General features: G+C 69.5%; 21 protein-coding genes and 1 other RNA gene. 17 read left to right on the forward strand and 5 right to left on the reverse strand.

Going from position 1 to position 22167, the window contains the following annotated elements; genetic code table 11:
* Window positions 1-45: 45 nt before the first annotated feature.
* Genes ACFXIV_RS34120 through ACFXIV_RS34130 form a run of 3 tightly spaced genes read right to left on the reverse strand, consistent with a single transcriptional unit; the run spans window position 46 to window position 2510 of the window.
* Window positions 46-987 carry a cobalamin biosynthesis protein gene (locus ACFXIV_RS34120; protein WP_379399870.1) on the reverse strand — a complete coding sequence of 314 codons (942 nt, stop codon included), beginning with the start codon at window positions 985-987 and terminating at the stop codon, window positions 46-48.
* Window positions 988-1047: 60 nt separating this feature from the next.
* Window positions 1048-2007, reverse strand: coding sequence for an SURF1 family cytochrome oxidase biogenesis protein (locus tag ACFXIV_RS34125; protein WP_379400044.1), 960 nt, complete (start codon window positions 2005-2007; stop codon window positions 1048-1050).
* A gap of 17 nt (window positions 2008-2024) precedes the next feature.
* Window positions 2025-2510 (reverse strand): low molecular weight protein-tyrosine-phosphatase, encoded by a 486-nt coding sequence (locus ACFXIV_RS34130; RefSeq protein WP_379399869.1) that lies wholly within the window; start codon window positions 2508-2510, stop codon window positions 2025-2027.
* 44 nt (window positions 2511-2554) lie between these two features.
* Here ACFXIV_RS34130 and cobC point away from each other — a divergent pair, with 44 nt between their 5' ends.
* The 4 genes from cobC to ACFXIV_RS34150 all read left to right on the forward strand — a co-directional run bounded on the left by cobC (window position 2555) and on the right by ACFXIV_RS34150 (window position 7203).
* Complete coding sequence (gene cobC / locus ACFXIV_RS34135; protein ID WP_379399868.1) at window positions 2555-3619, forward strand: Rv2231c family pyridoxal phosphate-dependent protein CobC; 1065 nt, start codon at window positions 2555-2557, stop codon at window positions 3617-3619.
* Between the two features lie 63 nt (window positions 3620-3682).
* Window positions 3683-4813 (forward strand): Nif3-like dinuclear metal center hexameric protein, encoded by a 1131-nt coding sequence (locus ACFXIV_RS34140; protein WP_379400043.1) that lies wholly within the window; start codon window positions 3683-3685, stop codon window positions 4811-4813.
* Window positions 4814-5012: 199 nt separating this feature from the next.
* Window positions 5013-5750: a zinc ribbon domain-containing protein gene (locus tag ACFXIV_RS34145; protein WP_379399867.1), complete on the forward strand. Its 738-nt coding sequence runs from the start codon at window positions 5013-5015 to the stop codon at window positions 5748-5750.
* Window positions 5751-6003: 253 nt separating this feature from the next.
* The gene (locus ACFXIV_RS34150) at window positions 6004-7203 is read left to right on the forward strand and encodes a bifunctional RNase H/acid phosphatase (protein WP_379399866.1); all 1200 of its coding nucleotides are present in this window, start codon (window positions 6004-6006) and stop codon (window positions 7201-7203) included.
* Between the two features lie 21 nt (window positions 7204-7224).
* Here ACFXIV_RS34150 and ACFXIV_RS34155 read toward each other — a convergent pair whose 3' ends face one another.
* Window positions 7225-8112 carry an alpha/beta hydrolase gene (locus ACFXIV_RS34155; RefSeq protein ID WP_379399865.1) on the reverse strand — a complete coding sequence of 296 codons (888 nt, stop codon included), beginning with the start codon at window positions 8110-8112 and terminating at the stop codon, window positions 7225-7227.
* A gap of 30 nt (window positions 8113-8142) precedes the next feature.
* On the opposite strand from ACFXIV_RS34155, the gene rnpB reads away from it, so the two are divergent.
* The 5 genes from rnpB to ACFXIV_RS34180 all read left to right on the forward strand — a co-directional run bounded on the left by rnpB (window position 8143) and on the right by ACFXIV_RS34180 (window position 12637).
* Window positions 8143-8573, forward strand: an RNA gene (rnpB, locus tag ACFXIV_RS34160) — RNase P RNA component class A.
* A 238-nt stretch (window positions 8574-8811) separates the two neighbouring features.
* Window positions 8812-9798: a slipin family protein gene (locus tag ACFXIV_RS34165; protein WP_379399863.1), complete on the forward strand. Its 987-nt coding sequence runs from the start codon at window positions 8812-8814 to the stop codon at window positions 9796-9798.
* A gap of 432 nt (window positions 9799-10230) precedes the next feature.
* Window positions 10231-10557: a hypothetical protein gene (locus ACFXIV_RS34170; RefSeq protein ID WP_354838327.1), complete on the forward strand. Its 327-nt coding sequence runs from the start codon at window positions 10231-10233 to the stop codon at window positions 10555-10557.
* 14 nt (window positions 10558-10571) lie between these two features.
* The gene (locus ACFXIV_RS34175; RefSeq protein ID WP_379399862.1) at window positions 10572-12062 is read left to right on the forward strand and encodes an RNB domain-containing ribonuclease; all 1491 of its coding nucleotides are present in this window, start codon (window positions 10572-10574) and stop codon (window positions 12060-12062) included.
* Window positions 12059-12637, forward strand: a complete 579-nt coding sequence (locus tag ACFXIV_RS34180; protein ID WP_379399861.1) for a Uma2 family endonuclease — start codon at window positions 12059-12061, stop codon at window positions 12635-12637. The genes ACFXIV_RS34175 and ACFXIV_RS34180 overlap by 4 nt, the downstream gene beginning before the upstream one ends.
* A 53-nt stretch (window positions 12638-12690) precedes the next feature.
* Here the strand turns inward: ACFXIV_RS34180 and ACFXIV_RS34185 are convergent, their stop codons facing one another.
* On the reverse strand, window positions 12691-13938 hold the full coding sequence (locus tag ACFXIV_RS34185; RefSeq protein ID WP_379399860.1) for an ROK family protein: 1248 nt from the start codon (window positions 13936-13938) through the stop codon (window positions 12691-12693).
* Window positions 13939-14093: 155 nt separating this feature from the next.
* Between ACFXIV_RS34185 and ACFXIV_RS34190 the strand changes: the two genes are divergently transcribed.
* Genes ACFXIV_RS34190 through dgoD form a run of 8 tightly spaced genes read left to right on the forward strand, consistent with a single transcriptional unit; the run spans window position 14094 to window position 22167 of the window.
* Window positions 14094-15143 (forward strand): substrate-binding domain-containing protein, encoded by a 1050-nt coding sequence (locus tag ACFXIV_RS34190; RefSeq protein WP_379399859.1) that lies wholly within the window; start codon window positions 14094-14096, stop codon window positions 15141-15143.
* Window positions 15134-16645 (forward strand): sugar ABC transporter ATP-binding protein, encoded by a 1512-nt coding sequence (locus ACFXIV_RS34195; RefSeq protein WP_379399858.1) that lies wholly within the window; start codon window positions 15134-15136, stop codon window positions 16643-16645. Before ACFXIV_RS34190 ends, ACFXIV_RS34195 begins: the two co-directional genes overlap by 10 nt.
* Before the next feature lie 6 nt (window positions 16646-16651).
* The gene (locus ACFXIV_RS34200; protein ID WP_379378350.1) at window positions 16652-17719 is read left to right on the forward strand and encodes an ABC transporter permease; all 1068 of its coding nucleotides are present in this window, start codon (window positions 16652-16654) and stop codon (window positions 17717-17719) included.
* A 16-nt stretch (window positions 17720-17735) separates the two neighbouring features.
* Window positions 17736-18638, forward strand: coding sequence for an SMP-30/gluconolactonase/LRE family protein (locus ACFXIV_RS34205; RefSeq protein WP_379399857.1), 903 nt, complete (start codon window positions 17736-17738; stop codon window positions 18636-18638).
* Window positions 18628-19269 carry a bifunctional 4-hydroxy-2-oxoglutarate aldolase/2-dehydro-3-deoxy-phosphogluconate aldolase gene (locus ACFXIV_RS34210; protein ID WP_379399856.1) on the forward strand — a complete coding sequence of 214 codons (642 nt, stop codon included), beginning with the start codon at window positions 18628-18630 and terminating at the stop codon, window positions 19267-19269. Before ACFXIV_RS34205 ends, ACFXIV_RS34210 begins: the two co-directional genes overlap by 11 nt.
* Window positions 19266-20252 carry a sugar kinase gene (locus ACFXIV_RS34215; RefSeq protein ID WP_379399855.1) on the forward strand — a complete coding sequence of 329 codons (987 nt, stop codon included), beginning with the start codon at window positions 19266-19268 and terminating at the stop codon, window positions 20250-20252. Before ACFXIV_RS34210 ends, ACFXIV_RS34215 begins: the two co-directional genes overlap by 4 nt.
* A gap of 17 nt (window positions 20253-20269) precedes the next feature.
* Window positions 20270-21025, forward strand: a complete 756-nt coding sequence (locus tag ACFXIV_RS34220) for an SDR family NAD(P)-dependent oxidoreductase (protein ID WP_379399854.1) — start codon at window positions 20270-20272, stop codon at window positions 21023-21025.
* On the forward strand, window positions 21022-22167 hold the full coding sequence (gene dgoD / locus ACFXIV_RS34225; RefSeq protein ID WP_379399853.1) for a galactonate dehydratase: 1146 nt from the start codon (window positions 21022-21024) through the stop codon (window positions 22165-22167). Before ACFXIV_RS34220 ends, dgoD begins: the two co-directional genes overlap by 4 nt.

Here is a 22167-nt window from a genome sequence, read left to right on the forward strand (position 1 = left end):
ATCTAGCGAAGACGACCGAACGGTTCGTGAATTCGCGCGGCCGGATCAGCGTCGCCGCAGGTAGGCGGCCGTCGCGGCGGCGACCACGGTGGCCACCTGCACCGCTTCCGAGAGCCGCACCGCCCGGCGCAGATCACGCACCCGGGGGATCGGACCGTCGCCGAGCGTCGGCCGCAGCTCGGTGCCGTGCCGATATTCGGTGCGGCCGCCGAGGGTTACGCCCAGCGCGCCCGCCATGGACGCCTCCGCCACACCGGCATTCGGGCTCGGATGCTTGGCCGCATCGCGCCGCCATGCCCGCCACGCATCGGCCGGGCGACCGCCGACGACCGGAGCCAGCGCGGTGGTGATGAGACCGCTGACGCGGGCGGGTGCGAGATTCGCGACATCGTCCGTGCGGGCCGCCGCCCAGCCGAAGTTGCGGTAGCGGTCATTGCGGTAGCCGACCATGGCGTCGAGAGTGTTGATCGCCCGATACGCCAGCAAGCCGGGAACACCCGCCACCGCACCCCAGAACAGCGGCGCCACAGTCGCATCGGAGGTGTTCTCCGCAATGGATTCGAGTGCCGCCCGCGCCAGCCCGTCCGCGTCGAGCACCTCGGGATCCCGCCCGCACAGCGACGGCAGCAGTGCTCGCGCCCCGCCGATATCGCCGGATTCGAGCCGATCCGCCATCTCCCGCCCGGTCCGTGCCAAGCTCGTCCCGCCCAGCACCGTCCAGGTCGCGGCAGCCGTGAGCACCGCCTCACCGAGCGCCCGTCCGATCACGGCTCGCCGCAATCCGATCCCCAGCCCCGAAACCGCACCGACCAGCACGATCTCGTGCACAACCCCCGCCACGCGGTTGTCCCGATAGGTGAGCCGTTCCACCTTCATTGCGGCCGAACCGAATCCGGCCACCGGATGCCCGCGCCGCGGATCCCCCAGCGCCCGGTCCAACCCGAACCCGAGCAGCAGTCCCGCCGCAGTGGCAATTCCCGTTCGCACCCGGCGAGGTTAGCGGAGGCGACGGGCCCGGCAGACTTCAGCCGCGGCGTGTAACCGGGCTCAGCGGCGGGTGCCGCCGTAGCGGTCGGCGAGGCGAGCTTCATTTGTCGTGGGTTTCGGTTTGGGGGCCGGGTCGTTGGGTTTCGCCGCGCGTGCGGCAGTGGTCGATTCGGGTGTAGCCGCACCGGTCGGCTCGGGGGTGTCGGTTGGCATGGCAGGGGTGGCGGGCTCGCCGGTGGTGGTCGGCTGGGCTGCGGCTTCGAACTTTTCGCGGCGGCGGGCGCGGATCTCGGCCCAGACGAAGTAGCCGAGGCCGAGGGGAGCCATGACGCCGAAGGCCAGCCACTGCAGGCCGTAGGACAGGTAGGGGCCCGAGTCCAGCTGGGGGAGCGGGTCGGGGGTGAAGGCGCCGGGCTGGCCGGACTCGAGCTGGAGGTAGCCGCCCAGGCCGTCGGTAGGGATGGGGGTCAGGGGGATGCCGAGGACCGTGGCTTCCTGCTGGGTGTCGGTCGTATAGACCTGGCGGTAGCCGTCTTCGGTGGTCGGGGGCTTCTTCTCGATCACGCCCTCGGAGGCGCGGATGCGGGCCGCCAGCTGCAGGGTGCCGGCGGGCGGGGCGGCGACGACCGGCGGATGGGTGCCGCCCTCGGCCGCCGCCACCTGGCCGCGGTCCACCAGCAGGGTGCGGCCGTCGTCGAGGCGGAAGGCGGCCAGCACCGTGTAGGCGGGCTGGCCGTCGAGGTGGCGCAGCCGCACCAGCACGGTCGAATCCGGCACGTAGACGCCGTTCGCGGTGACCCGCCGCCACTCGGTGTTCTTGCCGCTGCCCGACAGCATGCCGGTGATGTCGACCGGGTCGGCGTGCACCGAATTCGCGATGCGGTCGTTGCGTTCGGAGGTGCGGGTGTTCTTGCCCAGCTGCCAGGGGGCCAGCACGGTGAAGCACAGGTAGGCGAAACCGGCGACCACCACGGCGAGAATCAGCCAGCTGGGCCGCAGCAGGAAGGTGAAGCGGCGCAGCAGCGCGGTTACCGATCTCATGCGACCTCACCCAACTGTTCGCGCACCCAGTCCAGCAGGCCCGGCACCGCCGCCTCGATCTGTTCGCGGACCAGCGCGAAATCGGACTGATCGCCGTAGTACGGATCCGGCACCGATCGCCCGTCGGCGTGCGGATCGAAACTCCGCAGCAGCCGCCGCTGATCCGACGGCACCCCCAGCCGGGCCAGCTCCCGCTCGTGCCCGGTGTCGAGCGCCACCAGCAGATCGGCCGCCCGATGATCCGGCCCGATCAGCGCGGCCCGATGCCCGATCGGATACCGGTGCGCCTCCAGCTCCCGATTCGTCCGGTAATCGGCTTCGTCCCCCACGTGCCAGCTGCCGGTCCCGGCGCTGCTAACCCGCACCCGATCCGCCAGCCCCGCACGTTCCAGGTGCGCGGCGAAAATCTTCTCGGCCATCGGGGACCGGCAGATATTGCCGGTGCAGATGAAGGTCACATGCAGCTCGCCCACGACAGCCATTCTGTCCGGTGCGCGTGGGAGGCGGCCACGTAGGGTGGACGGCTGTGCCGGACGACACGGAGTTTCCCGATTTCGACCATGCCAGGCTGCGGCACCACGGGGACGTGGATGCGCGGCCGGGCATGGTCGATTTCGCGGTGAACGTCCAGGGGAGTGCGCCGCCGGAATGGTTGCGTGAGCGGCTGGCGGGACGGCTGGGAGGGCTCGGGCGGTATCCGGGCGGGGCGGACGAGCGGGCGGCGCGCGCCGCGGTGGCCGCCCGGCACGGGCGGGCGATCGACGATGTGCTGCTGCTGGCCGGGGTGGCCGAAGGGTTCGCCATGCTGCCGCGGCTGGGGTCGCGGCTCGCGGCGGTGATCCATCCCTCGTTCACCGAACCGGAGCTGGCGCTGCGGGAGGCGGGGGTATCGGTCGCCCGGGTGATGCTCGCGCCGCCGTACACCCTCGACGGCGCCGTGGTGCCGGAGGACGCGGATCTGGTGGTGGTGGGCAATCCCACCAATCCGACCTCGGTGCTGCATCCGGCGGACAGTATCCACGCGCTGCGGCGGCCGGGCCGCATCGTGGTGGTGGACGAGGCATTCGCCGACGCGGTGCCGGGGGAGCCGGAATCGCTTGCCGGAGAGAGCTATCCGGATGTGCTCGTATTCCGGAGCCTCACCAAGACCTGGGCGCTGGCCGGGCTGCGCTGCGGCTATGTGCTCGGTGCGCCGCCGGTGCTGGCGCGGCTGAATCACGGGCGCCCGCACTGGCCGCTGGGCACTCTGCAGCTGGAAGCCATTGCGGCGGTGAGCGAACCGGCCGCGGTGGCCGAGGCGCAGCGCCGGGCCGAGACCGTCGCGGCCGACCGGGCCGCCATGATTCCGCGGTTGCGGGAACTCGGCGTGGAGGTGCACGAGCCCGCGCACGGGCCGTTTCTGCTGCTCCGGGTGCCGGATGCGGAATTGTTGCGAAAGAAGCTCGCGGACAAGGGAATCGCGGTGCGCCGGGGTGATACGTTCCCGGGGCTGGCGGGGCCTTCGGCAAACGGGGGTTTCCTGCGAGTCGCGGTGCGGCCCGCCGCCGAGGTGGATCGGCTGGTCGCGGCCATTCGTGACGTGGGTCTGTGAGCAGGACGCAGTGGGTTTGCGAGTGAGGCGCAGGATGGTGAGCGAACAGGAGGTTCGGTTGTGGTGACGACGGTGCGGCTGGCGGATCTCATGGCGGCGCTGGATGCGGCGTACCCGCCCGGGCTGGCCGAATCCTGGGATTCGGTGGGGCTGGTGGCCGGTGATCCGGATGAGCCGGTGTCGCGCGTGCTGTTCGCGGTCGACGCCACCGGCGCGGTCGTGGACGAGGCGATCGAATGGGGTGCACAGGCGCTGGTCGTGCACCATCCGCTGCTGCTGCGCGGCGTGGACACCGTCGCGGCCAGTACACCGAAAGGCGCGCTGCTGCACCGGCTCATCCGCTCCGGATGCGCGCTGTTCACCGCCCACACCAATGCCGACTCCGCCGACCCGGGGGTCTCGGACGCGCTGGCGCACGCCATCGGGCTGACCGTGACCGGTCCGCTGGATCCGAAACCCTGGACCGCCCTGGACAAGTGGGTGGTGGCGGTGCCCGTCACGCACCGCGACGAAGTGCTCGACGCCCTGTTCGCCGCGGGCGCGGGCAGCAGCGGGACCTACTCCGACGCCGCGTGGACGGTCGCCGGCACCGGACAGTTCCGGCCCCTCGACGGCGCGAATCCGGCCCTGGGTGCCGTCGGTGAGCTGCACGAGGTCACCGAGGACCGCCTCGAGGTGGTCGCCCCGCCGTCCCGTCGTGCCGCCATGCTCGCCGCCCTCCGGGCCGCGCATCCGTACGAGGAACCCTTCTATCACGTGACCGAGCGCGCCGCGCTGCCCTCCGGCCTGGGCATCGGCCGCGTCGGCGAGCTGCCCGCCCCGGAAACCCTGCGCGCGTTCACCGCTCGCGTCCGCGCCGGCCTGCCCGCCACCACCTGGGGTGTGCGCGCCGCGGGGGACCCGGACCGCGTCATCCGCACCGTCGCGGTGTGCGGCGGCGCGGGAGATTCGTTCCTGGGCAAGGTTTCTCGCCTCGGCGTCGATGCCTACGTGACCTCCGACCTGCGCCACCACCCGGCCGACGAGCACCTGCGCGCGGGCGGCCCGGCCCTGATCGACGCCGCCCACTGGGCCACCGAGTTCCCCTGGTGCGCGCAGGCGGAAGGTGTGGTGCGCGCCGCGCTGCCCGGCCTCGAGACCCGCGTCTCGACGCTGCGCACCGACCCGTGGACCCTCGGCGCGGCCGGCTGCTGATCAGGCACTTTCGGGTTCGCGGCCGTCTCGATTCTGGACTGCGGCTTGATAGACCTCTGCCTTGGAGCGGGGGAGCGAAGCGGAGGAGGGAAGAATCGAGACATCGGGGCCGCGAACCAGCCCGGAGCGGAGCGTAGGGCAAATTAGACACGGTACGGTGGGAGTCTTACTCGTCCATAGCGTTCAGGAGACCTTTGCGTTGAATGCCGAACCATCGATCCAGGCCAAGCTGCTCGACCTCGCCGCTGTCGACGCCGAGCTGACACGGATCGAGCATCGCCGCAAGGTGCTGCCCGAGCAGCAGGAGGTGGCGCGGCTGGAAGGGGAGCGCACCACCCGCAAGGACGCGGCGGTGAAGGTCGAGATTCTCATCGATGACCTGGACCGCGACATCCGCAAGCTGGAGGGCGAGATCGAGGCCGTCCGCAAGCGCGAGGACCGCGACCGCGGCATGCTCACCGCCGGGTCGGTCGGGGCCAAGCAGCTCTCCGAACTGCAGCACGAACTGGGCAGCCTGGAACGCCGCCGCACGGTCCTCGAGGACGACCTCATCGAGGTGATGGAGCGCCGCGAGGCCGCCGCCGCCGACCACGACCACGCCGGCGCCAACCTGGACCAGGCCGAGGCCGACCTGGTCGACGCCGAGCGCCGCCGCGACGACGCGGTCGCCGACCTGGACGTCGCCCAGCAGCGCTGCGACTCCGACCGCGCCGCCCTCGTCAACTCCTTCCCCGCCGAGCTGCTCACCGTCTACGACAAGCAGCGCACCACCTACGGCGTCGGCGCCGCCCTGCTCCAGGCCCGCCGCTGCGGCGCCTGCCGCATCGAACTCGACCGCGGCGAGATCTCCCGCATCTCCCAGACCGCCCCCGACGTGGTGGTCCGCTGCCCCGAATGCGGCGCGATCCTGGTGCGCACCAAGCAGTCCGGCCTGTGACAACCCGCCGCGCGCCGCTGATCGGCGCGCGCGGCAATGCCGGAATGCCTCGACGGCGTTCCGCCGACCTGATGTGATGAGCTCGATCGGCGCCCGCAAGGATTCATTGTGCGGCAGTTCGTCGAGGTCGGCGGCCGCAACCGGCGCGGGTGCGGCAGCTGGCACCGGCTGAGCCGGGCCCGCTGTGGACGAGTGGCCGCGGGTAGCACGCGGCGAGCGGGATGACGGACGATATGAAGGGTGAGAAGCGTTGGTGGACTTGGTGATCGTCGAGGCCGACGGCGGTTCGCGTGGGAATCCCGGGCCTGCCGGTTACGGCGCGGTGGTGTGGGATGCCGAGCGGGTGCGGGTGCTGGCCGAGCGCAAGGAGTTCCTCGGGGTCACCACCAACAATGTCGCCGAATATCGCGGGCTGATAGCGGGTTTGGAGGCCGCGGCGGAACTCGGCGCGCGTGAGGTTTCCGTGCGGATGGACTCCAAGCTGGTCGTGGAGCAGATGTCCGGGCGGTGGAAGGTCAAGCACGAGGCCATGATTCCGCTGGCCGATCGGGCGCGGCGGCTGGTCGCCGGGTTCGATCGGGTGAGCTTCACCTGGATTCCGCGCAAGGAGAACTCGCAAGCCGACCGCCTGGCCAATGAGGCCATGGACGACGCCGATACGGTCGCCGAAGTCCGCACCGCGCTGGCGAACGATCGGGCCGCCGGTCCCGCGTCGGTCGAAAGCGGTTCGGCGGTAGGGGAGATCGCCGCGGCGGTCGCGGGCGGTGTCGTCGAAGTACCGGAAACCGCGGGGTCTGCCGCGGGGAGCACTGCGCACTCGCCCGGATGGACCGGCGCCGTGGGACGGCCGACGCGGCTGTTGCTGCTCCGGCACGGGCAGACGGAACTCTCTGTGCAGCGGCGGTATTCGGGGCGGGGGAATCCGCCGCTGACCGAGCTCGGGCAGGAGCAGGCGGCCAACGCGGCGGCCATGCTGGCGCGCAAGGGCGGGATCGAGGCGATCGTGTGCTCCCCGCTGGGGCGGGCCAAGGAGACTGCCGAGGCGGCGGGCCGGGCGCTCGGACTGCCGGTGCGGGTGCTGGACGGGTTGACCGAGACGGATTTCGGTGCGTGGGAAGGGATGACCTTCCCGGAGGCCCGCGAGCGGGATCCTGAGCTGCACGGCCGCTGGCTGGGGGATCCGTCGATTCCGGCGCCCGGCGGCGAGAGCTTCGACCAGGTGCGGGAGCGGGTCGAGGCGGTGCGGCGGGATCTGGTGGCGCTGTATCCGGGCGCGAATGTGCTTGTGGTCAGCCATGTCACGCCGATCAAGACACTGCTGCAGCTGGCGCTCGGGGTGGGGCCCTCGCTGCTGTACCGGCTGCACCTGGATCTGGCGTCGCTGTCCATCGCCGAGTTCTATCCGGACGGCGGTTCCTCGGTGCGCCTGGTCAACGACACCTCGTACCTCTGAACCCCTGGGCCCCACCGGGGTTCAGGGACGCAGCGTGGCCATCAGGAACTCGGTCTGGTCGTAGACGGCCTTCTCGAACCAGTCGTCGAAGTAGATCTCGAAATGCCCGATGGGGTAACGCTTCACGGTGGCGTGCTTGGTGCGCTCGGCGGCCTTGAGTGTCGGGCCGGCCGGGGCCACCGAGTCGTTGTCGCAGATCGCGTACAGCACCGGCGCTTTGATGTCCTTGACGTGCCGGATGGGATTGTCGAACAGCGTCGACAGGGCGACGCGGGCCGCCACCTTCGGCCGGTACTGCCCGCTCTCCTCGGCCAGGCGGCCGAAACCGGCGGGCACGTCGGCGGCGCTCATCAGCGCCGCGGAATGCTTCTTGCCCGCCAGCCGGGCATTGATCGGGCGCCGGATGATCGGTCCCACAACCTGATCCGTGACCGCCAGCGTGCCGGTCTTGATCAGGCTGATCGGCCCCTTCGCCAGCGCCGAGGACCGGCCGCTGGTGAACGGGCACTGCGCCACCACGGCCGCGATGTAGTGATCGTCGGGCGCGACCGCCAGCACGTGACCGCCACCGAATGAACTGCCCCACAGTGCGATTCGCGTGGCGTCGATCCCCCGGACGGTGCGCGCGAAGGCGATGGCCGCATGCCAGTCCGCGCGCTGCCGGGCGATACTGATCATCTGCCGGGGTTCACCGCCGCTGGCCCCGAAATGCCGATAGTCGAAGGCCAGGGCCGCGATTCCCGCCGACGCGAACCGCCGGGCATACCGGTCCAACCCCATTTCCCGGTCCGCCCCCAGCCCGTGACCCATGACCACCAGCGGGCGCGGTTTGGGCGGTCCATCCGGGAGATACAGCCATGCGGCGCACTGCTCGCCACCCGAAGGGAACCCCACCTCCACACGCTCCATGGGGCCCTACCGTACCCTGGTGGCCGCGGACGAGTCGGTCGGGCGGCCGCGGCGAAGGGAACGGGCACGCATGTGCCGCCGCCCTTCGCCGAGGAAAGTCCGGACTCCGGAGAGCAGGGCGGTTGTTAACGGCAACCCGGGGCAACCCGCGGGACAGTGCCACAGAAAACAGACCGCCGGTGGGCCGCACTTCGCGAGAAGTGCACCGCCGGTAAGGGTGAAACGGTGCGGTAAGAGCGCACCAGCGCGCCGGGTGACCGGCGCGGCTAGGTAAACCCCGCCCGGAGCAAGGTCGAAGGCCGCACTCGCGAGAGTGCGGCTGCGCAGGTGTTCGAGGGCTGCTCGCCCGAGCCTGCGGGTGGACCGCTCGAGGCACCCGGCAACGGTGTGTCCAGATGGATGGTCGCCACCCGGTGGGAAACCGCCGGGGACAGGATCCGGCTTACAGACCGACTCGTCCGCCCGTATTTTTGGCCTCCGCTTCGCTCCGGCGGGTTCGCGGCCCTGCAAGCTCGATTCTTCCCTCCTCCGCTCCTCCGCTTCGCTCCCCCGCTCCGTCAGTCCAGAATCGAGCCGGGCCGCGAACCTTGGGTGGCTCATGTGGTGAGTTTTTGCGTCGCGTGGGCGATCTTCCGGTGCGATGATGGAGGCACGCCATCGGATTTCCGGTGGAGCGGAAATAGTTTCGCGGAGCGAACAATGGATGTTCTGTATCTGTTGGTGGGGTGGCTCGCCGCCTTTGCGGTGATTGCCGGTATCGGGCTCGCGGCCGGGGTGCGGGTGGTCGCGCAGTACGAAAAGGGGGTGGTATTTCGGCTGGGGCGGGTGCGCGAGGTACGGGAGCCGGGATTACGGCTGCTGATTCCGGGCGTGGACAAGATGCAGAAGATCTCCATGCAGGTGATCACCATGCCGGTGCCCGCGCAGGAGGGAATCACGCGGGACAATGTGACCGTCCGGGTGGACGCGGTCGTGTACTTCCGGGTCATCGATCCCAGGCGTGCCCTCGTCGAGGTGCAGGACTACCTGTTCGCCGTCGCCCAGGTGGCGCAGACCTCGCTGCGGTCCATCATCGGCAAGAGCGAGCTCGACGATCTGCTGTCGAATCGGGAGCAGCTCAACAAGGGCCTGGAGCTCATGATCGACAGCCCGGCCATCAACTGGGGCGTGCACATCGATCGCGTCGAGATCAAGGACGTCGCGCTCCCGGATGCGTTGAAGCGCTCCATGTCTCGCCAGGCCGAGGCCGAACGTGAACGCCGTGCCCGCATCATCTCCGCGGAGGGCGAGCTCCAGGCGTCGCACAAGCTCGCCGAGGCCGCCGCCAATATGTCGAAGGCCCCGGCCGCTCTGCAGCTGCGTTTCCTGGAGACTGTGGTTCAGGTTGCGGCGGAAAAGAATTCGACGCTGGTGCTCCCATTCCCGGTGGAGTTGCTGCGATTCCTCGAGCGCAGCGGACGGCCGCCGGCGGCGGCAATGCCCGAACCCGAGGAGGCGACGCCGGCCGCCGAGCAGCCGGCCCTGGGCCCCGCGGCCGTCGGTGAGCTGATGGCGGCGCTGGCCCAGCCCGGTATCCGGGAGGCGCTGGCTGCGCTGGATCGGCCTGGTGCGCCGCTGGAAGAGCCCGATGCACAGGAAAACACGAACGCGGCCGGCGAACTCGGCGGCGGCAAGGAGTCGGCGTAGCGCGGGCACCGGGTCCGGGCGCGACCGGCGGTAAGAAGATGAGGAAGTAAGTCATGTCGGGTCTGATTCAGCCGGCGGCCATCGTGGTGCTGTTCGGTATCGCATACGGATTCAAACTCTTCAGCGCCAAGTTCCCGGACGGTCTGCGCGGAAGGTAGACCCCGCAACCGCGGGCGGAGAAATGGCCGGACGGGAGAGCGGCGTGAGCGACGCCGCTCTCCCTTCCGCGTGCGCGGATCGACGGGTTGGATGAGAATTGCGACGCGCCACACGGCGTGTAGCGGCGCGGCTCGGCGTGTCGAGCGGGTTATCTGCTCCGAACTGGCACCGAACGTGATCGACGTCATAAAGTGTTGCGCGTTGGAAAGTTCCCGTTGCGGTCCGCAACGGGGCGAAGGGCTCAACAAAAGTCGGAAAGCAGGTCTCGTCTACATGCGAATTGCTCGCAAACTGGCAGTCGGTGCGCTTCTCGCTGCCGCCGCTACCGCTGTGCTGGGTGCCGGTTCCGCCTCGGCGGCCACCGTGACACCGCTGCCGGGTGGGGTGCAGGTCGATCTCACCCCCGCGGACACGGTGTGGGTGGCGCAGACCCACATCGGGCAGGCGATCGCGGGCCTGCCGCATCCCTCGGCCGCGTCCTTCGGGGAGGCTCTGGACTCGGCGGCCGCGATGTCGTCCCAGTACCCGGATGGTCGCGTGGTGTTCACCGTGTACGGTCCGTTCAACGAGCTGAACGGCACCATGCTGGCCCTGCAGTAGGGACAGTCTCCGCAGTGGAACTGCATCAGCGGATCGTGTCGGCGCCGGTGGACTTCGGCGTCGTCCGAGCTGAGTTCGGATTGGCCTCGGACTACCCGTCCGGGGCCGTCTCGGAGGCCCGCGACGCGGTGGACGCGTTCGCGGGTGCCCGGGTCGATCGGCGGGAGATTCCGCTGGTCACCATTGATCCCCCCGGCGCCATGGATCTGGACCAGGCGCTGTATCTGGAGCGCACCCCGGCCGGCGGATTCCTGCTCTACTACGCCATCGCCGATGTGGCCGCGATGGTCGTTCCCGGCGGGCAACTGGCCCGCGTATCCCTGGCCCGCGGCCAGACCTTCTACTTTCCCGACGGCACCGTCCCGCTGCACCCGCCGGTGCTGTCCGAGGGCCGTGCCAGCCTGCTGCCCGGCGTGGACCGCCCGGTCGCGCTGTGGACCATCGAATGCGACGCGCACGCCGAGCCCGTGCGCTACACGGTGACGCGCGCCCTGGTGCGCTCCCGCGTCCGCCTCGACTATCAGGGTGTGCAGGCCGATGCCGACGCCGGCCGCCTGCACCCCTCCCTCGCGGCGCTGCCCGAGTTCGGCCGCCTGCGCATCGACGCCGGAATCGAGCGCGGCGCGATCACCCTGCGGCTGCCCGCGCAGATCGTGGTGCGCGACGGCGAGCAAACCGGAATCGACCATTGGCAGCTCGCCGTCGAACCGCGCACCGCCGTCGACGATTGGAACGAACAGGTCTCCCTGCTGGCCGGCATGTGCGCGGCCCGAATCATGCTCGATGGCTATCAATCGAACGGGTCCGGCAACCCCGATCACGTGGGTTTGCTGCGCACCATGCCACCGCCCGCCCCGGCCGCCATCGAGTCGATGCGCCACACCGCCGCCGCGGTCGGGGTGTCCTGGCCGCGGGACGAGTCCGCGGGCCGCATGCTGGCCACACTCGACTGCAATACTCCCGCCGCCCTGGTGCTCATGTCCGAGGCCACCGGCCTGCTGCGCGGCGCGTCCTACACCATCCTGAACGGCCAGGCCCCGGAAGCCCTGCAGCACAGCGCGATCGGCGCACCCTACGCCCACGTGACCGCCCCCCTGCGCCGCCTGGGCGACCGCTACGCCACCGAGATCTGCCTGGCCCACTGCGCGAAAACCGAAGTCCCGCACTGGGTCCGCGACGACCTCACCGCCGTCGCCGACACCATGCGCCGCACCGACGCCATGGCCGGCAAGGTCGAACGCGCCTGCGTAGACCTCACCGAGGCCACCGTCCTGTCCCCCCGCCTCGGCACCGACTTCGACGCCGTGGTCCTCCGCGAAGCCAACGGCACCCGCCCCGCCGAAATCTTCATCGCCGACCCACCCGTCCTCGCCAAGTGCACCGGCACACCCCCGGAAGGCGGGACGGTGCGAGTGCGACTCGCCGAGGTCGACCCCACGACCCGCACGGTCATGTTCGGCTACCCCGCCGGACCAGCGCCTTCGATGCCATACTCGAAAACATGACCGTCGAACCGTTTCCGCAGTGGTTGCGCCCGCCGCCGGGCGGATTCGTCGCTGAGGATCTGGACCGCTTGCCCGACCTGCCGCCGCGCACCGAGTTGATCGACGGGAGCCTCGTCTTCGTGAGCCCGCAAGCGAAGTTCCACCGCTTGGCGAATATCCTTCTCGACGCAGGGCTGCGCCGGAACGTCCCAGCTGATATGCGGGTCCGAGGTGAGATGACCGTGACCCTGGACCGAGACCAACGCCCTGAGCCGGACGTGATCGTCGTACACGCAGATCGCGACGGCGATCACGGCCTCACCGGATACCAGGCCGACGATGTGGTGCTGGTCGTCGAAATCGTCTCGCCGGACTCGCGAACACGAGATCGAGAGCGCAAACCTCAGCTGTATGCCAGAGCAGGGATATCGCATTTCTGGCGCGTCGAAAATGTCGACGGGCGCCCGGTGGTGTACGTCTATGAGCTCGATCCGGCCACAAGTACGTACGCGCTCACCGGAATTCATCACGATCGGCTTCAGCTGACCGTGCCGTTCGAGATCGACATCGATCTCACCGAGATCGACCATCTCTGACCGCACCTCGACCTGAGGCATGAGGCTGTAACCAACGGCGGGTGTGGTCGCGGTCAGGCCGGGGTCAGGGGTGGGGTGTCGGTGCGGCGGGCTCGGCGGGTGGCTATGGAGGTGAAAGTTTCTCGGTCGGCCAGGAATCCCTCGAGGGCGAAGGTTGCTGCGCCGAGGCTGGACGGGTTGTGGGGGAGGGTGTCGAGTTCGAGGGTGACTGCTGCGAAGGGGTCGGACATGGCGTGGTGGGCGGCGGCGCGGCGGGTTGCTTCCAGCAGCGGGGTGCCGAGCTGGCGGGCGACCAGGTCGCCGAAGACCATGCGGCGGGGGTTGAAGAGGTTGACCAGGTTGGCTATGGCCACGCCCAGGTAGTGGCCGGTCTTTTCGATTACGGCGTGGGCGGTTTCGTCGCCGCGGGCGGCGGCTGCGGCCACGGCCGCGACGGTGGTGGCGGCGTTGTCCGCGAGAAGGTCACTTGCGGAATCGATTTCGCGGAGGGTCGCGGCGATTCCGGGGGCGCTCACATAGGCTTCGACGCAGCCGTTGCGGCCGCAGGTGCAGGATCGGCCATCGAGGACCAGGTTGGTGTGGCCCCATTCGCCGGCGCTGTTGGTGACGCCGCGGTAGAGCATGCCGTCGATGACGACGCCGATGCCGACACCCGCACGGAGGGTGACGACGATGAGGTCGTCGACATCGCGGCCGGCGCCGAACCAGAGTTGTGCTGCGGTACTGGCTTTGAGCGGATTGTCCAGGTAGAGGGGATAGGGTAGCCGCTGTTCGAGCAGGGTTTTGAGGGGGACGTCGTGCCAGTGCCAGTACGGTGAGAACACCGACTTCCCGGTCTCTGGTTCGACCAGGCCGGGCACGCTCAAGCCGATGCCGAGCACCTTGTCGGCATCGCCCGCGATGACCTCGTCGATGCCCTGCACGATGAGCTCCACAATCTCGTCCGGCGTGGTCGCGGCGGGATCGACGGGGATCTCGCTCGACCGCAGCACCGACATCGCGAGGTCGAAAACGTCCACGTGGATGCTGGTTTCGGCGATATCGACGCCGATCAGCCTGCCGCGGTCGGGATTGATGGCGAGCTGGGCGCGCGGCCGGCCGATTCCCGCTGCCTCGTAGCCGAGTTCGGCGAGCACCCCCACCTCGAGCAGTTCGGCGATCATATTGCCGACCGTCGCGAACGACAGCCCGGTGGCTCGCGCGATCTCCTGCCGGCTGGTGTGCCCCGCCGCGGCGTACACCGCCTGCAGCACGCAGAACCTGTTGCGGCGCCTGATATCCCGCGCGGTCAACTGGTACACGGCCTCGCCCGCTCCTTTCGCTGCTGCCCGCGAAGATACCCGAGCTGTGCGCGAGACTACTTCTGCCAACAGTATTTACAACAGTTATCCGAAGTCCTACTGTAACCGGCATCACTACCGATGCCTACTGTGTGGCAGATCACCTAGGAGTGCTCATGTCCTGGACCCACCGACGCCGATGGACCAGCGCGCTGGTCTGCGGAGCCGCTCTGGCCATGGCCGCGACCGCCTGCTCGTCGGGCAAGGATTCCGGCTCGAACGACGCAGGCCCGCAGCACACTTCGGGCACGATCAACCTCGTCTACGCCCAGAAGCAAGGCGACCAGGAGTACTTCATCGGCGAGGCCGACGGCGCCAAGGCCAAGGCCAAGGAACTCGGCGTCGACCTGAAGGTGGTCAACCTCGGCAATGACGCCAACAAGGCGGTCACCGAGGTGCAGAACGCGGTGAACCAGAAGGCCAATGGCGTCATCGTGGTCGTCCCGGATCCCTCGGTCGGCCCGCAGGTCGCGCAGCTGGCCAAGTCGGGCGGCGTCGCCCTGCTCACCTCCGACGATCAGGTCTGCACCAATGGCCCGGATCCGGCCTCCTGCAACAAGGACAATCTGGTCCCGCGCGTCGGATTCAGTGGCACGCAAATGGGAACCGAGGTCGGCACCCGCGCGGGCGAGGACTTCAAGAAGGCGGGCTGGAAGGCGGAGGACACCGCGATCGTCGACCTCTGGAAGCAGGACGTGACGGTCTGCACCGATCGGGTGAAGGCGAATCAGAAGGCCTTCAAGGATGCTTCGGGCACCGACGTCAAGGTGATCGAGGTCGGCACCGACAACACGCCGTCGGACGCGCAGAACAAGATCTCCGCCACCGTCGCGGGCAACCGGTCGGTCAAGAACTGGATCGTCATGGGCTGCAACGACGAGAACGTCAGCGGCGGTGTCGCCGCCATCCAGAACGCGGGCTACTCCGCCGACAATGTGCTCGGCGTCGGCCTCGGCGCGTATCTGGCCTGCAAGGAATGGCGCGGCGGCAAGCCCACCGGTTTCAAGGCGGCCCTGTTCATCAATGGCAAGGACGTCGGCGCGCTGGCCGTGCAGACCATGTACGACTACCTGAAGAACGGAAAGTCCATGCCCGCCGAGGCCTTCGCCCCGACCAAGATGGTGGACGCCACCAACTGGCAGCAGGCAGGCGTCACGTGCAGCTGACGGGACTGCGGGTCTCCGGGCTCACCAAGGGCTTCGCGGGCGTGCCCGCGCTGCGCGAGGTGAGCCTGGACTTCCCGGCCGGAATGGTGACCGCGCTGATGGGGGAGAACGGCGCGGGGAAATCCACGCTCATCAAGATCCTCGGCGGTGACCATCGTCCCGACAGCGGCACTCTCGAACTCGACGGTGTGCCACTGGAATTGGCGAGTCCCGCGGCAGCGCGCGCCGCGGGCATCCGGGTGATCGGCCAGGAACCGGAGATCGTGCCGCATGTCTCGGTCGCCGAGAACGTCTATCTCGGCGCGCTGCCGCGCCGCGCGGGCCGGCTGCTGGATCGCGCGGCACTGCGGGCCCGCGTGCGCGCCGATCTCGGCCGGCTCGGCTTCGACCGGGATCTGGATCCGGATACCCTCGGATCGAAACTGACCGCGGCGCAACGGCAGCTGGTGGAGATCATGCGGGCGCTGACCACCGACGCCAAGGTCATCGCCTTCGACGAACCGACCTCCTCGTTGTCCGATCACGAGACCGAATCACTGTTCGCGCTGATCGGCCGCCTGCGCGACCGCGGCCTCGCGGTGATCTACGTATCGCACCGGATGCGGGAGATCTTCCAGCTGGCCGACCGGGTGGCGGTGCTGCGGGACGGCGCGCTGGTCGGCGTGCGCGACACCGCCGACACCGACGATCAGGAGATCGTGCGGATGATGGTCGGCCGCGATCTGTCGACGGTGTTCGCGCGCAAGCATTCCGAACTCGGGCGGGTGCTGCTCGAGGTGGACCATGTGACCACCGACGATGTGCGTGACGTGAGCCTGCGGGTGCGCGCGGGTGAGGTGGTGGCGCTGGCCGGGCTGGTCGGCGCGGGTCGCTCCGAGCTGGCGGGCGCGCTGGCCGGGGACCTCCCGATCCGGTCCGGGGAGGTGCGGATCGATGGCACCCGGGTGCGGCTGCGCCAGCCGCGCGACGCGGTGCGGGCCGGCATGGGATACGCGCCCGAGGAACGCAAGGCGCAGGCACTGCTGCTGCATCGCGGTGTGCGCGACAATATTTCGCTCGCCATGCTGGATCGCCTGCGGCACTGGCGTTTCGTGCGCCGCGGTGCGGAACGCGCGCTGGCTCTCCGGTACGTCGAGTCACTGCGGGTCCGGACGCCCTCGATCGAGCAGGAGGTGCGCAAGCTCTCCGGCGGCAATCAGCAGAAGGTGGTGCTGGCGCGCTGGCTGGCCCGCAAACCCAGCGTGCTCATCCTGGACGAACCCACGCGCGGCGTCGATGTGGGCGCGAAGATCGAGATCTACCACATCATCGAGGAACTGGCCGAGTCCGGTGTAGCGGTGCTGGTCATCTCCTCGGAACTCCCCGAAGTCCTCGGCCTCGCCGACCGCATCGTCGTCATGCAGCAGGGCCGCGTCACCGGCGAACTGGACCGCGCCGACGCCAGCGAGGAGGCCATCCTCGCCCTGGCTATGGCTGACGACCTGACCGCGCAGCGACCTTAGGAAATCATGACCGACCAACGAATCGACATGAATACGGAGACAGCGGTTTCCGCGCCGACACCCGTATTCGCCCGCTACCTCGGCGGTTTGACCGCTCTCACCCCGCGCCGGGTGATCAGGTTCATCGGCACCGGCAATCTCAGCCTGATCGGCGCGCTGGTCGTGGTCGTGGCGATCTTCGCCTGGCTCAACGACGGCTACCTGGATCCGCGCAATATCGCCGGAATCGGTGACGCGGTCACGGTTTTCGGGCTGCTCGCCGTCGTGCAGACCGTGGTGATCATCTGCGGCGCCCTGGACATCTCGGTCGGCTCTCAGGCGGGTGTCGCCTCGGTCGTCAGCGCCATGGCCTTCACCTCGGCAGGGAGCAACGCCTTCGCCGGGATCCTCGCCGCGATCGGTGTCGGACTGGTGCTGGGTCTGGCGAACGGCATCATCATCGTCTACGGCCGGGTCAACCCCGTGATCGCGACGTTGGCCACGCTGGCCGCGTACAAGGGTCTGGCCCAGTTGATTTCGGGCGGCAAGGCGCAGGGTTTCGTCCTCGACAACGATGTGTTCATCTTCCTGGCACGCGGCAAGATCCTCGGGCTGCCGGTGCCGGTGATCGTCCTCGGCCTGGTCGCGCTGGGCGTGCACGTGCTGCTGAAATACACCGACATCGGACGCAATATCTACGCTATCGGCGGAAACGACACGGCCGCACGACTTTCCGGCATCAACATCAACAAGTACCTCATCGCGGTGTACATGCTGGCGGGCGTGGTCGCGGCCATCGCGGGCATCATCCTGACCGCCCGCACCGGATCCGGCCAGCCGGTCTCCGGTAGCGAGGGCCTCGAACTCAAGGCGATCACCGCGGCGGCGCTGGGCGGCTGCGCCCTCAAGGGCGGCAAGGGCACGGTCGGCGGCACGCTGCTCGCCGTCATCCTGCTCGGCGCGCTGGACAACGGGCTGAACGTGGTGGGCGTCAATACCTTCTGGCAGAACGTCGCCCAGGGCTCGCTGCTGGTCGCGGCCGTGGTGATCCAACAGCGGCGCAGCGGCGAACGCGCCGTCGGACTGCCCACATAGCGGGACGGAGCTCACCGTGAACACTCTCAGGGCACACGTGTGCGCACCGCCGCCCGGCCGCCTGTGTGAAGGGCCCGTCTGGGACCCGCGCACCGGGGAACTGCTGTGGGTGGACATCCGCGGCGGCCACATCCACCGCGCCACCCTGACCGGCAGCACCCCCGACCTCGTTCTCTCCGCAACGATCAGCCTCGGCCCACCGGTCAGCGCGGTGCTGCCGTGCACCTCCGGAGGGCTGCTGGCGGCGGTGGGAGACACCATCTTCCGCGTCGCCCAGCCGCTCGGCCCGGTCGTCACCCTGCCGCTGCCGGACGACGGGATACGCCGTCGCCTGAACGATGCCAAGGTCGATCCGCGCGGCCGACTGCTCGCGGGCACCATGGCCGAATCCGACGACGGGGTGGGCAGCGCCGGCCTCTATCGCCTCGACTCGGACGGCACTCTGGTCACCCTCCGCACGGGCGTGACCATCTCCAACGGCCTCGGTTGGAGCCCCGACGGCCGCACCCTCTACTACGCGGACAGTCCCACCCACCGCGTGGACGTCTTCGACTACGACCTCGACACCGGAACCCTCAGCGGGGGCAGGCCATTCGCGCACTTCCCCGACGGCGAACCGGACGGCCTGACTGTGGATGCCGAGGGCAACGTCTGGATCGCGGTCTGGGGCGCGGGCCAAGTCCGGGCCTTCGACCCCTCCGGCAACCTCCACACCACAGTCGAAGTCGGCCCCTCCCAAGTCTCGAGCTGCGCCTTCGCCGGACCCGACCTGGACGTTCTGGTGATAACCACCGCGGCCGAGGGTGGAGCCGCACGAGAACCCGGCGCGGGCCGGCTGTTCGCCTGTGTCCCCGGAGTGATCGGCCTGCCTTCGACGCCGTTCGCAGACGAGAGGCTGGTCTCCGCCGATGGCCGATGACACACCGCGTGCGGATCCGGCATCCGTCGACCCGTTGCGTCCGGAGATTCCGGTCATCGCGATACTGCGTGCGCCGACCGCCGACAGGTTCGCCGAGGTGACCGCCGTGCTGCACGAATCCGGTATCACCGCAGTGGAATTCACGCTGACGTCCGCCGGAGCGTTGGAAGCTGTCCGTGAATGCGCGGGGCTCGCGCATCCGATCGGAGTGGGCACCGTGCTCACCGCGAAGGATGCGGCGCTCGCGGTCGAGGCGGGGGCTGCGTACCTGATCACCCCGGCGGTGATCGAGGAAGTGATCGTCGAGGGCCGCCGGCTCGGTGTGCCGGTGGTCTCGGGTGCGTTCACGCCCACCGAGATTCATCGGGCCTGGACGGCGGGAAGCTCCATGGTCAAGGTGTTTCCGGCCGCCGTCGGCGGACCGGGATACATCAAAGCTGTTCGTGCGCCGTTGCCCGATATCCCGCTGGTGCCCACCGGTGGGATCGGGCTCGGTGCGGTCCGCGCGTACCTGGATGCGGGGGCCGCGGCACTGGGGATCGGATCGCCGCTCATCGGGGACGCCTGTGCCGGTGGCGATCTCGACGCGCTGCGGGAGCGCGTGCTCCTCGTTCGGGACCAGCTGTCATGAGGGGCGGACTGGTAACGCTCGGGGAGGCGCTCGGCGTGGTGGCGGCGACCGACCCTGGTCCGCTGGCCCCCGGCGCGGCCATGCGGCTGGAGTTCGCCGGGGCGGAGGCCACCGTCGCCATCGGCGTGCGGCGGCTGGGGCACGAGAGCGCCTGGATCGGCAGTGTCGGCGCGGACACTGTGGGCCGGATGATCCTGGAACGGTTGCGGGCCGAGCAGGTCGACGTGTCACACTGCCGCATCGATCCGGAACTACCCACCGCACTGATGCTGCGCGAACGCCGCACGGCCGACCGGACCCGGGTCACCTACTACCGGCGCGGGCTGGCGGGTTCCCACTTGTCGGTGGACGAGGTCGACACCGCCCGGATCGCCGGTGCGGGCGTCCTGCACATCACAGGAATCACTCCCGCCCTCAGTGATTCGGCGCGTGCCGCGGTGGATTCGGCCGTCGACATCGCGGTCGATGCGGGCGTGCCGGTGTCCCTGGATGTCAACTATCGCCGTGCGCTGTGGACGCCCGCCCGGGCCGCCACGGAGCTGGCCGGGCTGGTATCGCGGGCCGACATCCTCTTCGCTGGACTGGACGAGGCGGCCCTGCTCGTCCCGTTGAGCGCACGAACCACGTCGCCGCCGGGCCCGGAGATGGCCTCGAAAGACCTGGTGTCCACGGCCGAATCGCTTGCGGCCCACGGCCCCTCGGAGATCGTGCTCAAGCTCGGGGCCGACGGGGCGGTGGCCTGGGCCGGCGGGACGTTTCTCCGCGAGGGTGCGGTGCCGGTGACCGCGGTCGATCCCATCGGCGCCGGGGACGCGTTCGTCGCCGGGTATCTGGCCGGGCTGCTGGACGGCGGATCTGTGTCGGAGCGTTTGCGATTGGCGTCCATCTGCGGCGCGTTCGCGGTGTCGGTGCCGGGGGATTGGGCGGGGCTGCCCTATCGGGACGAGCTCGGGCTGCTCGATGGGGCCGATGTTCAGCGATGAGGACGAAGGGGAAGAGCATGTGTCGTCTGACGGACCGGGTCGCGGTCGTCACCGGGGCGGCCTCCGGGATCGGGGCGGCCACGGCGCAGCGGCTGGCGGCCGAGGGAGCGGCGGTCGTCGTCGCCGATATCGATCAGGTCGGTGGGCGTGAGGTGGCGGAGAAGATTCGGGCGATGGGATCGCAGGCCGAATTCCAGTGGTGCGATGTGACGCTCGAGGAGTCGTGGGACGCGTTGCGGGCGCGGGTGAACGATCGGTTCGGGCCCCTGGATTTCCTGTGCAGCAATGCGTCTCGGCAGGCGATCGTGCCGGCGCACGAATTGAGCAGGCGGCAGTGGGACGACGGGCTCGCGGTCAATCTGACGCCGCTGTTCCTGGGCGTGCGGGCATTCATCGACGACCTGCGTGCCCGGCGCGGCAATGTGGTCGCGGTGTCCAGCGTGCACGCCCAGTTCGGGCTGCCGGGATATCCGGTCTATGCCGCGGCCAAGGGCGGGCTGACCGCCCTGGTGCGGCAGCTGGCGGTCGAGTACGGGCAGGACCGGGTGCGGGTGAATGCCGTGCTGCCCGGACCCATCCTGACGCCCGTGTGGGACGACGTGGATGCCGAGGGGCGCGAATTGTCCGCTCGGGCAACGGTGCTGGACCGGCTGGGTGCGCCGGAGGAGGTGGCGGCCGCGGTCGCCTTCCTCGCCTCCGACGACGCCTCCTTCATCACCGGCGCGAACCTGGTTGTCGACGGTGGCTGGAGCGTGCGAAAGGAATCCCGGTGAAGATCACCGCACTCACCACCTACCTGGTCGCGCCGCGCTGGTGCTTCCTGCGCATCGACACCGACGAAGGCATCACCGGCTGGGGCGAGCCCGTGATCGAGGGCCGCGCGCACACCGTGGCCGCCGCCGTCGAAGAACTGTCCGATTACCTCGTCGGCAAGGACCCGATGAGCATCGAGGCACATTGGCAGACCCTCACCAAGGGCGGCTTCTACCGCGGCGGACCCATCCTGTCGAGCGCGGTCGCGGGCATCGACCAGGCCCTGTGGGACATCACCGGCAAGGCGCTCGGCGTACCGGTGTGGCAGCTGCTCGGCGGTGCGGTGCGCGACCGGATCCGCGTCTACAGCTGGATCGGCGGCGACCGCCCCGACGATGTCGCGGCCACCGCGCTGGAGCGAAAGGCCCAGGGCTTCACCGCGATCAAGATGAACGCCTCGGCCGAATTGGAGCCGATCGACACGCCCCGCGCGACCCTGGACATCGTCGACCGGGTGGCCGCCGTGCGGGAGGCGACCGGCGACGACTTCGATATCGCCGTCGACTTCCACGGCCGCCTGTCCGTCGCCATGGCACGGCGCGTACTGCCCCTGTTGGAGCCATACCTGCCGTTCTTCGTCGAGGAACCGCTGGTGCCGGAGGCCGGTGACCGCCTCGGCGAGATCACCAGCGGCACCAGCATTCCCATCGCGACCGGCGAGCGGCTGTACTCGCGGTGGGACTTCCTCCCGGTGCTGGATCGCGGTGTGGCCGTGGTGCAGCCGGACCTGTCCCACGCGGGCGGCATCTCCGAGGTCCGGCGCATCGCCGCAGTGGCGGAGGCCCGCGATGTCGCCCTGGCCCCGCACTGCCCGCTCGGTCCGATCGCCCTGGCCGCCTGCCTGCAGGTCGGCTTCGCCACCCCGAATCTACTCATCCAGGAGCAGAGCCTGGGCATCCACTACAACACGGGCTCAGACCTGCTCGACTATCTCATCGACCCAACGGTTTTCGACTACCGCGACGGCTACGTCGGCCTGCCGCGCGAACCCGGCCTCGGCCTCCGCATCGATGAGCGTGCCGTCGCCCGCGCCGCCGAGACCGGGCATCGCTGGCGCAATCCGATCTGGCACCGCAGGGACGGTTCGCTCGCCGAATGGTGA

It is taken from the genome of Nocardia sp. NPDC059236, assembly GCF_042754085.1.
In the GTDB taxonomy this organism is placed as follows: Bacteria; Actinomycetota; Actinomycetes; order Mycobacteriales; family Mycobacteriaceae; genus Nocardia.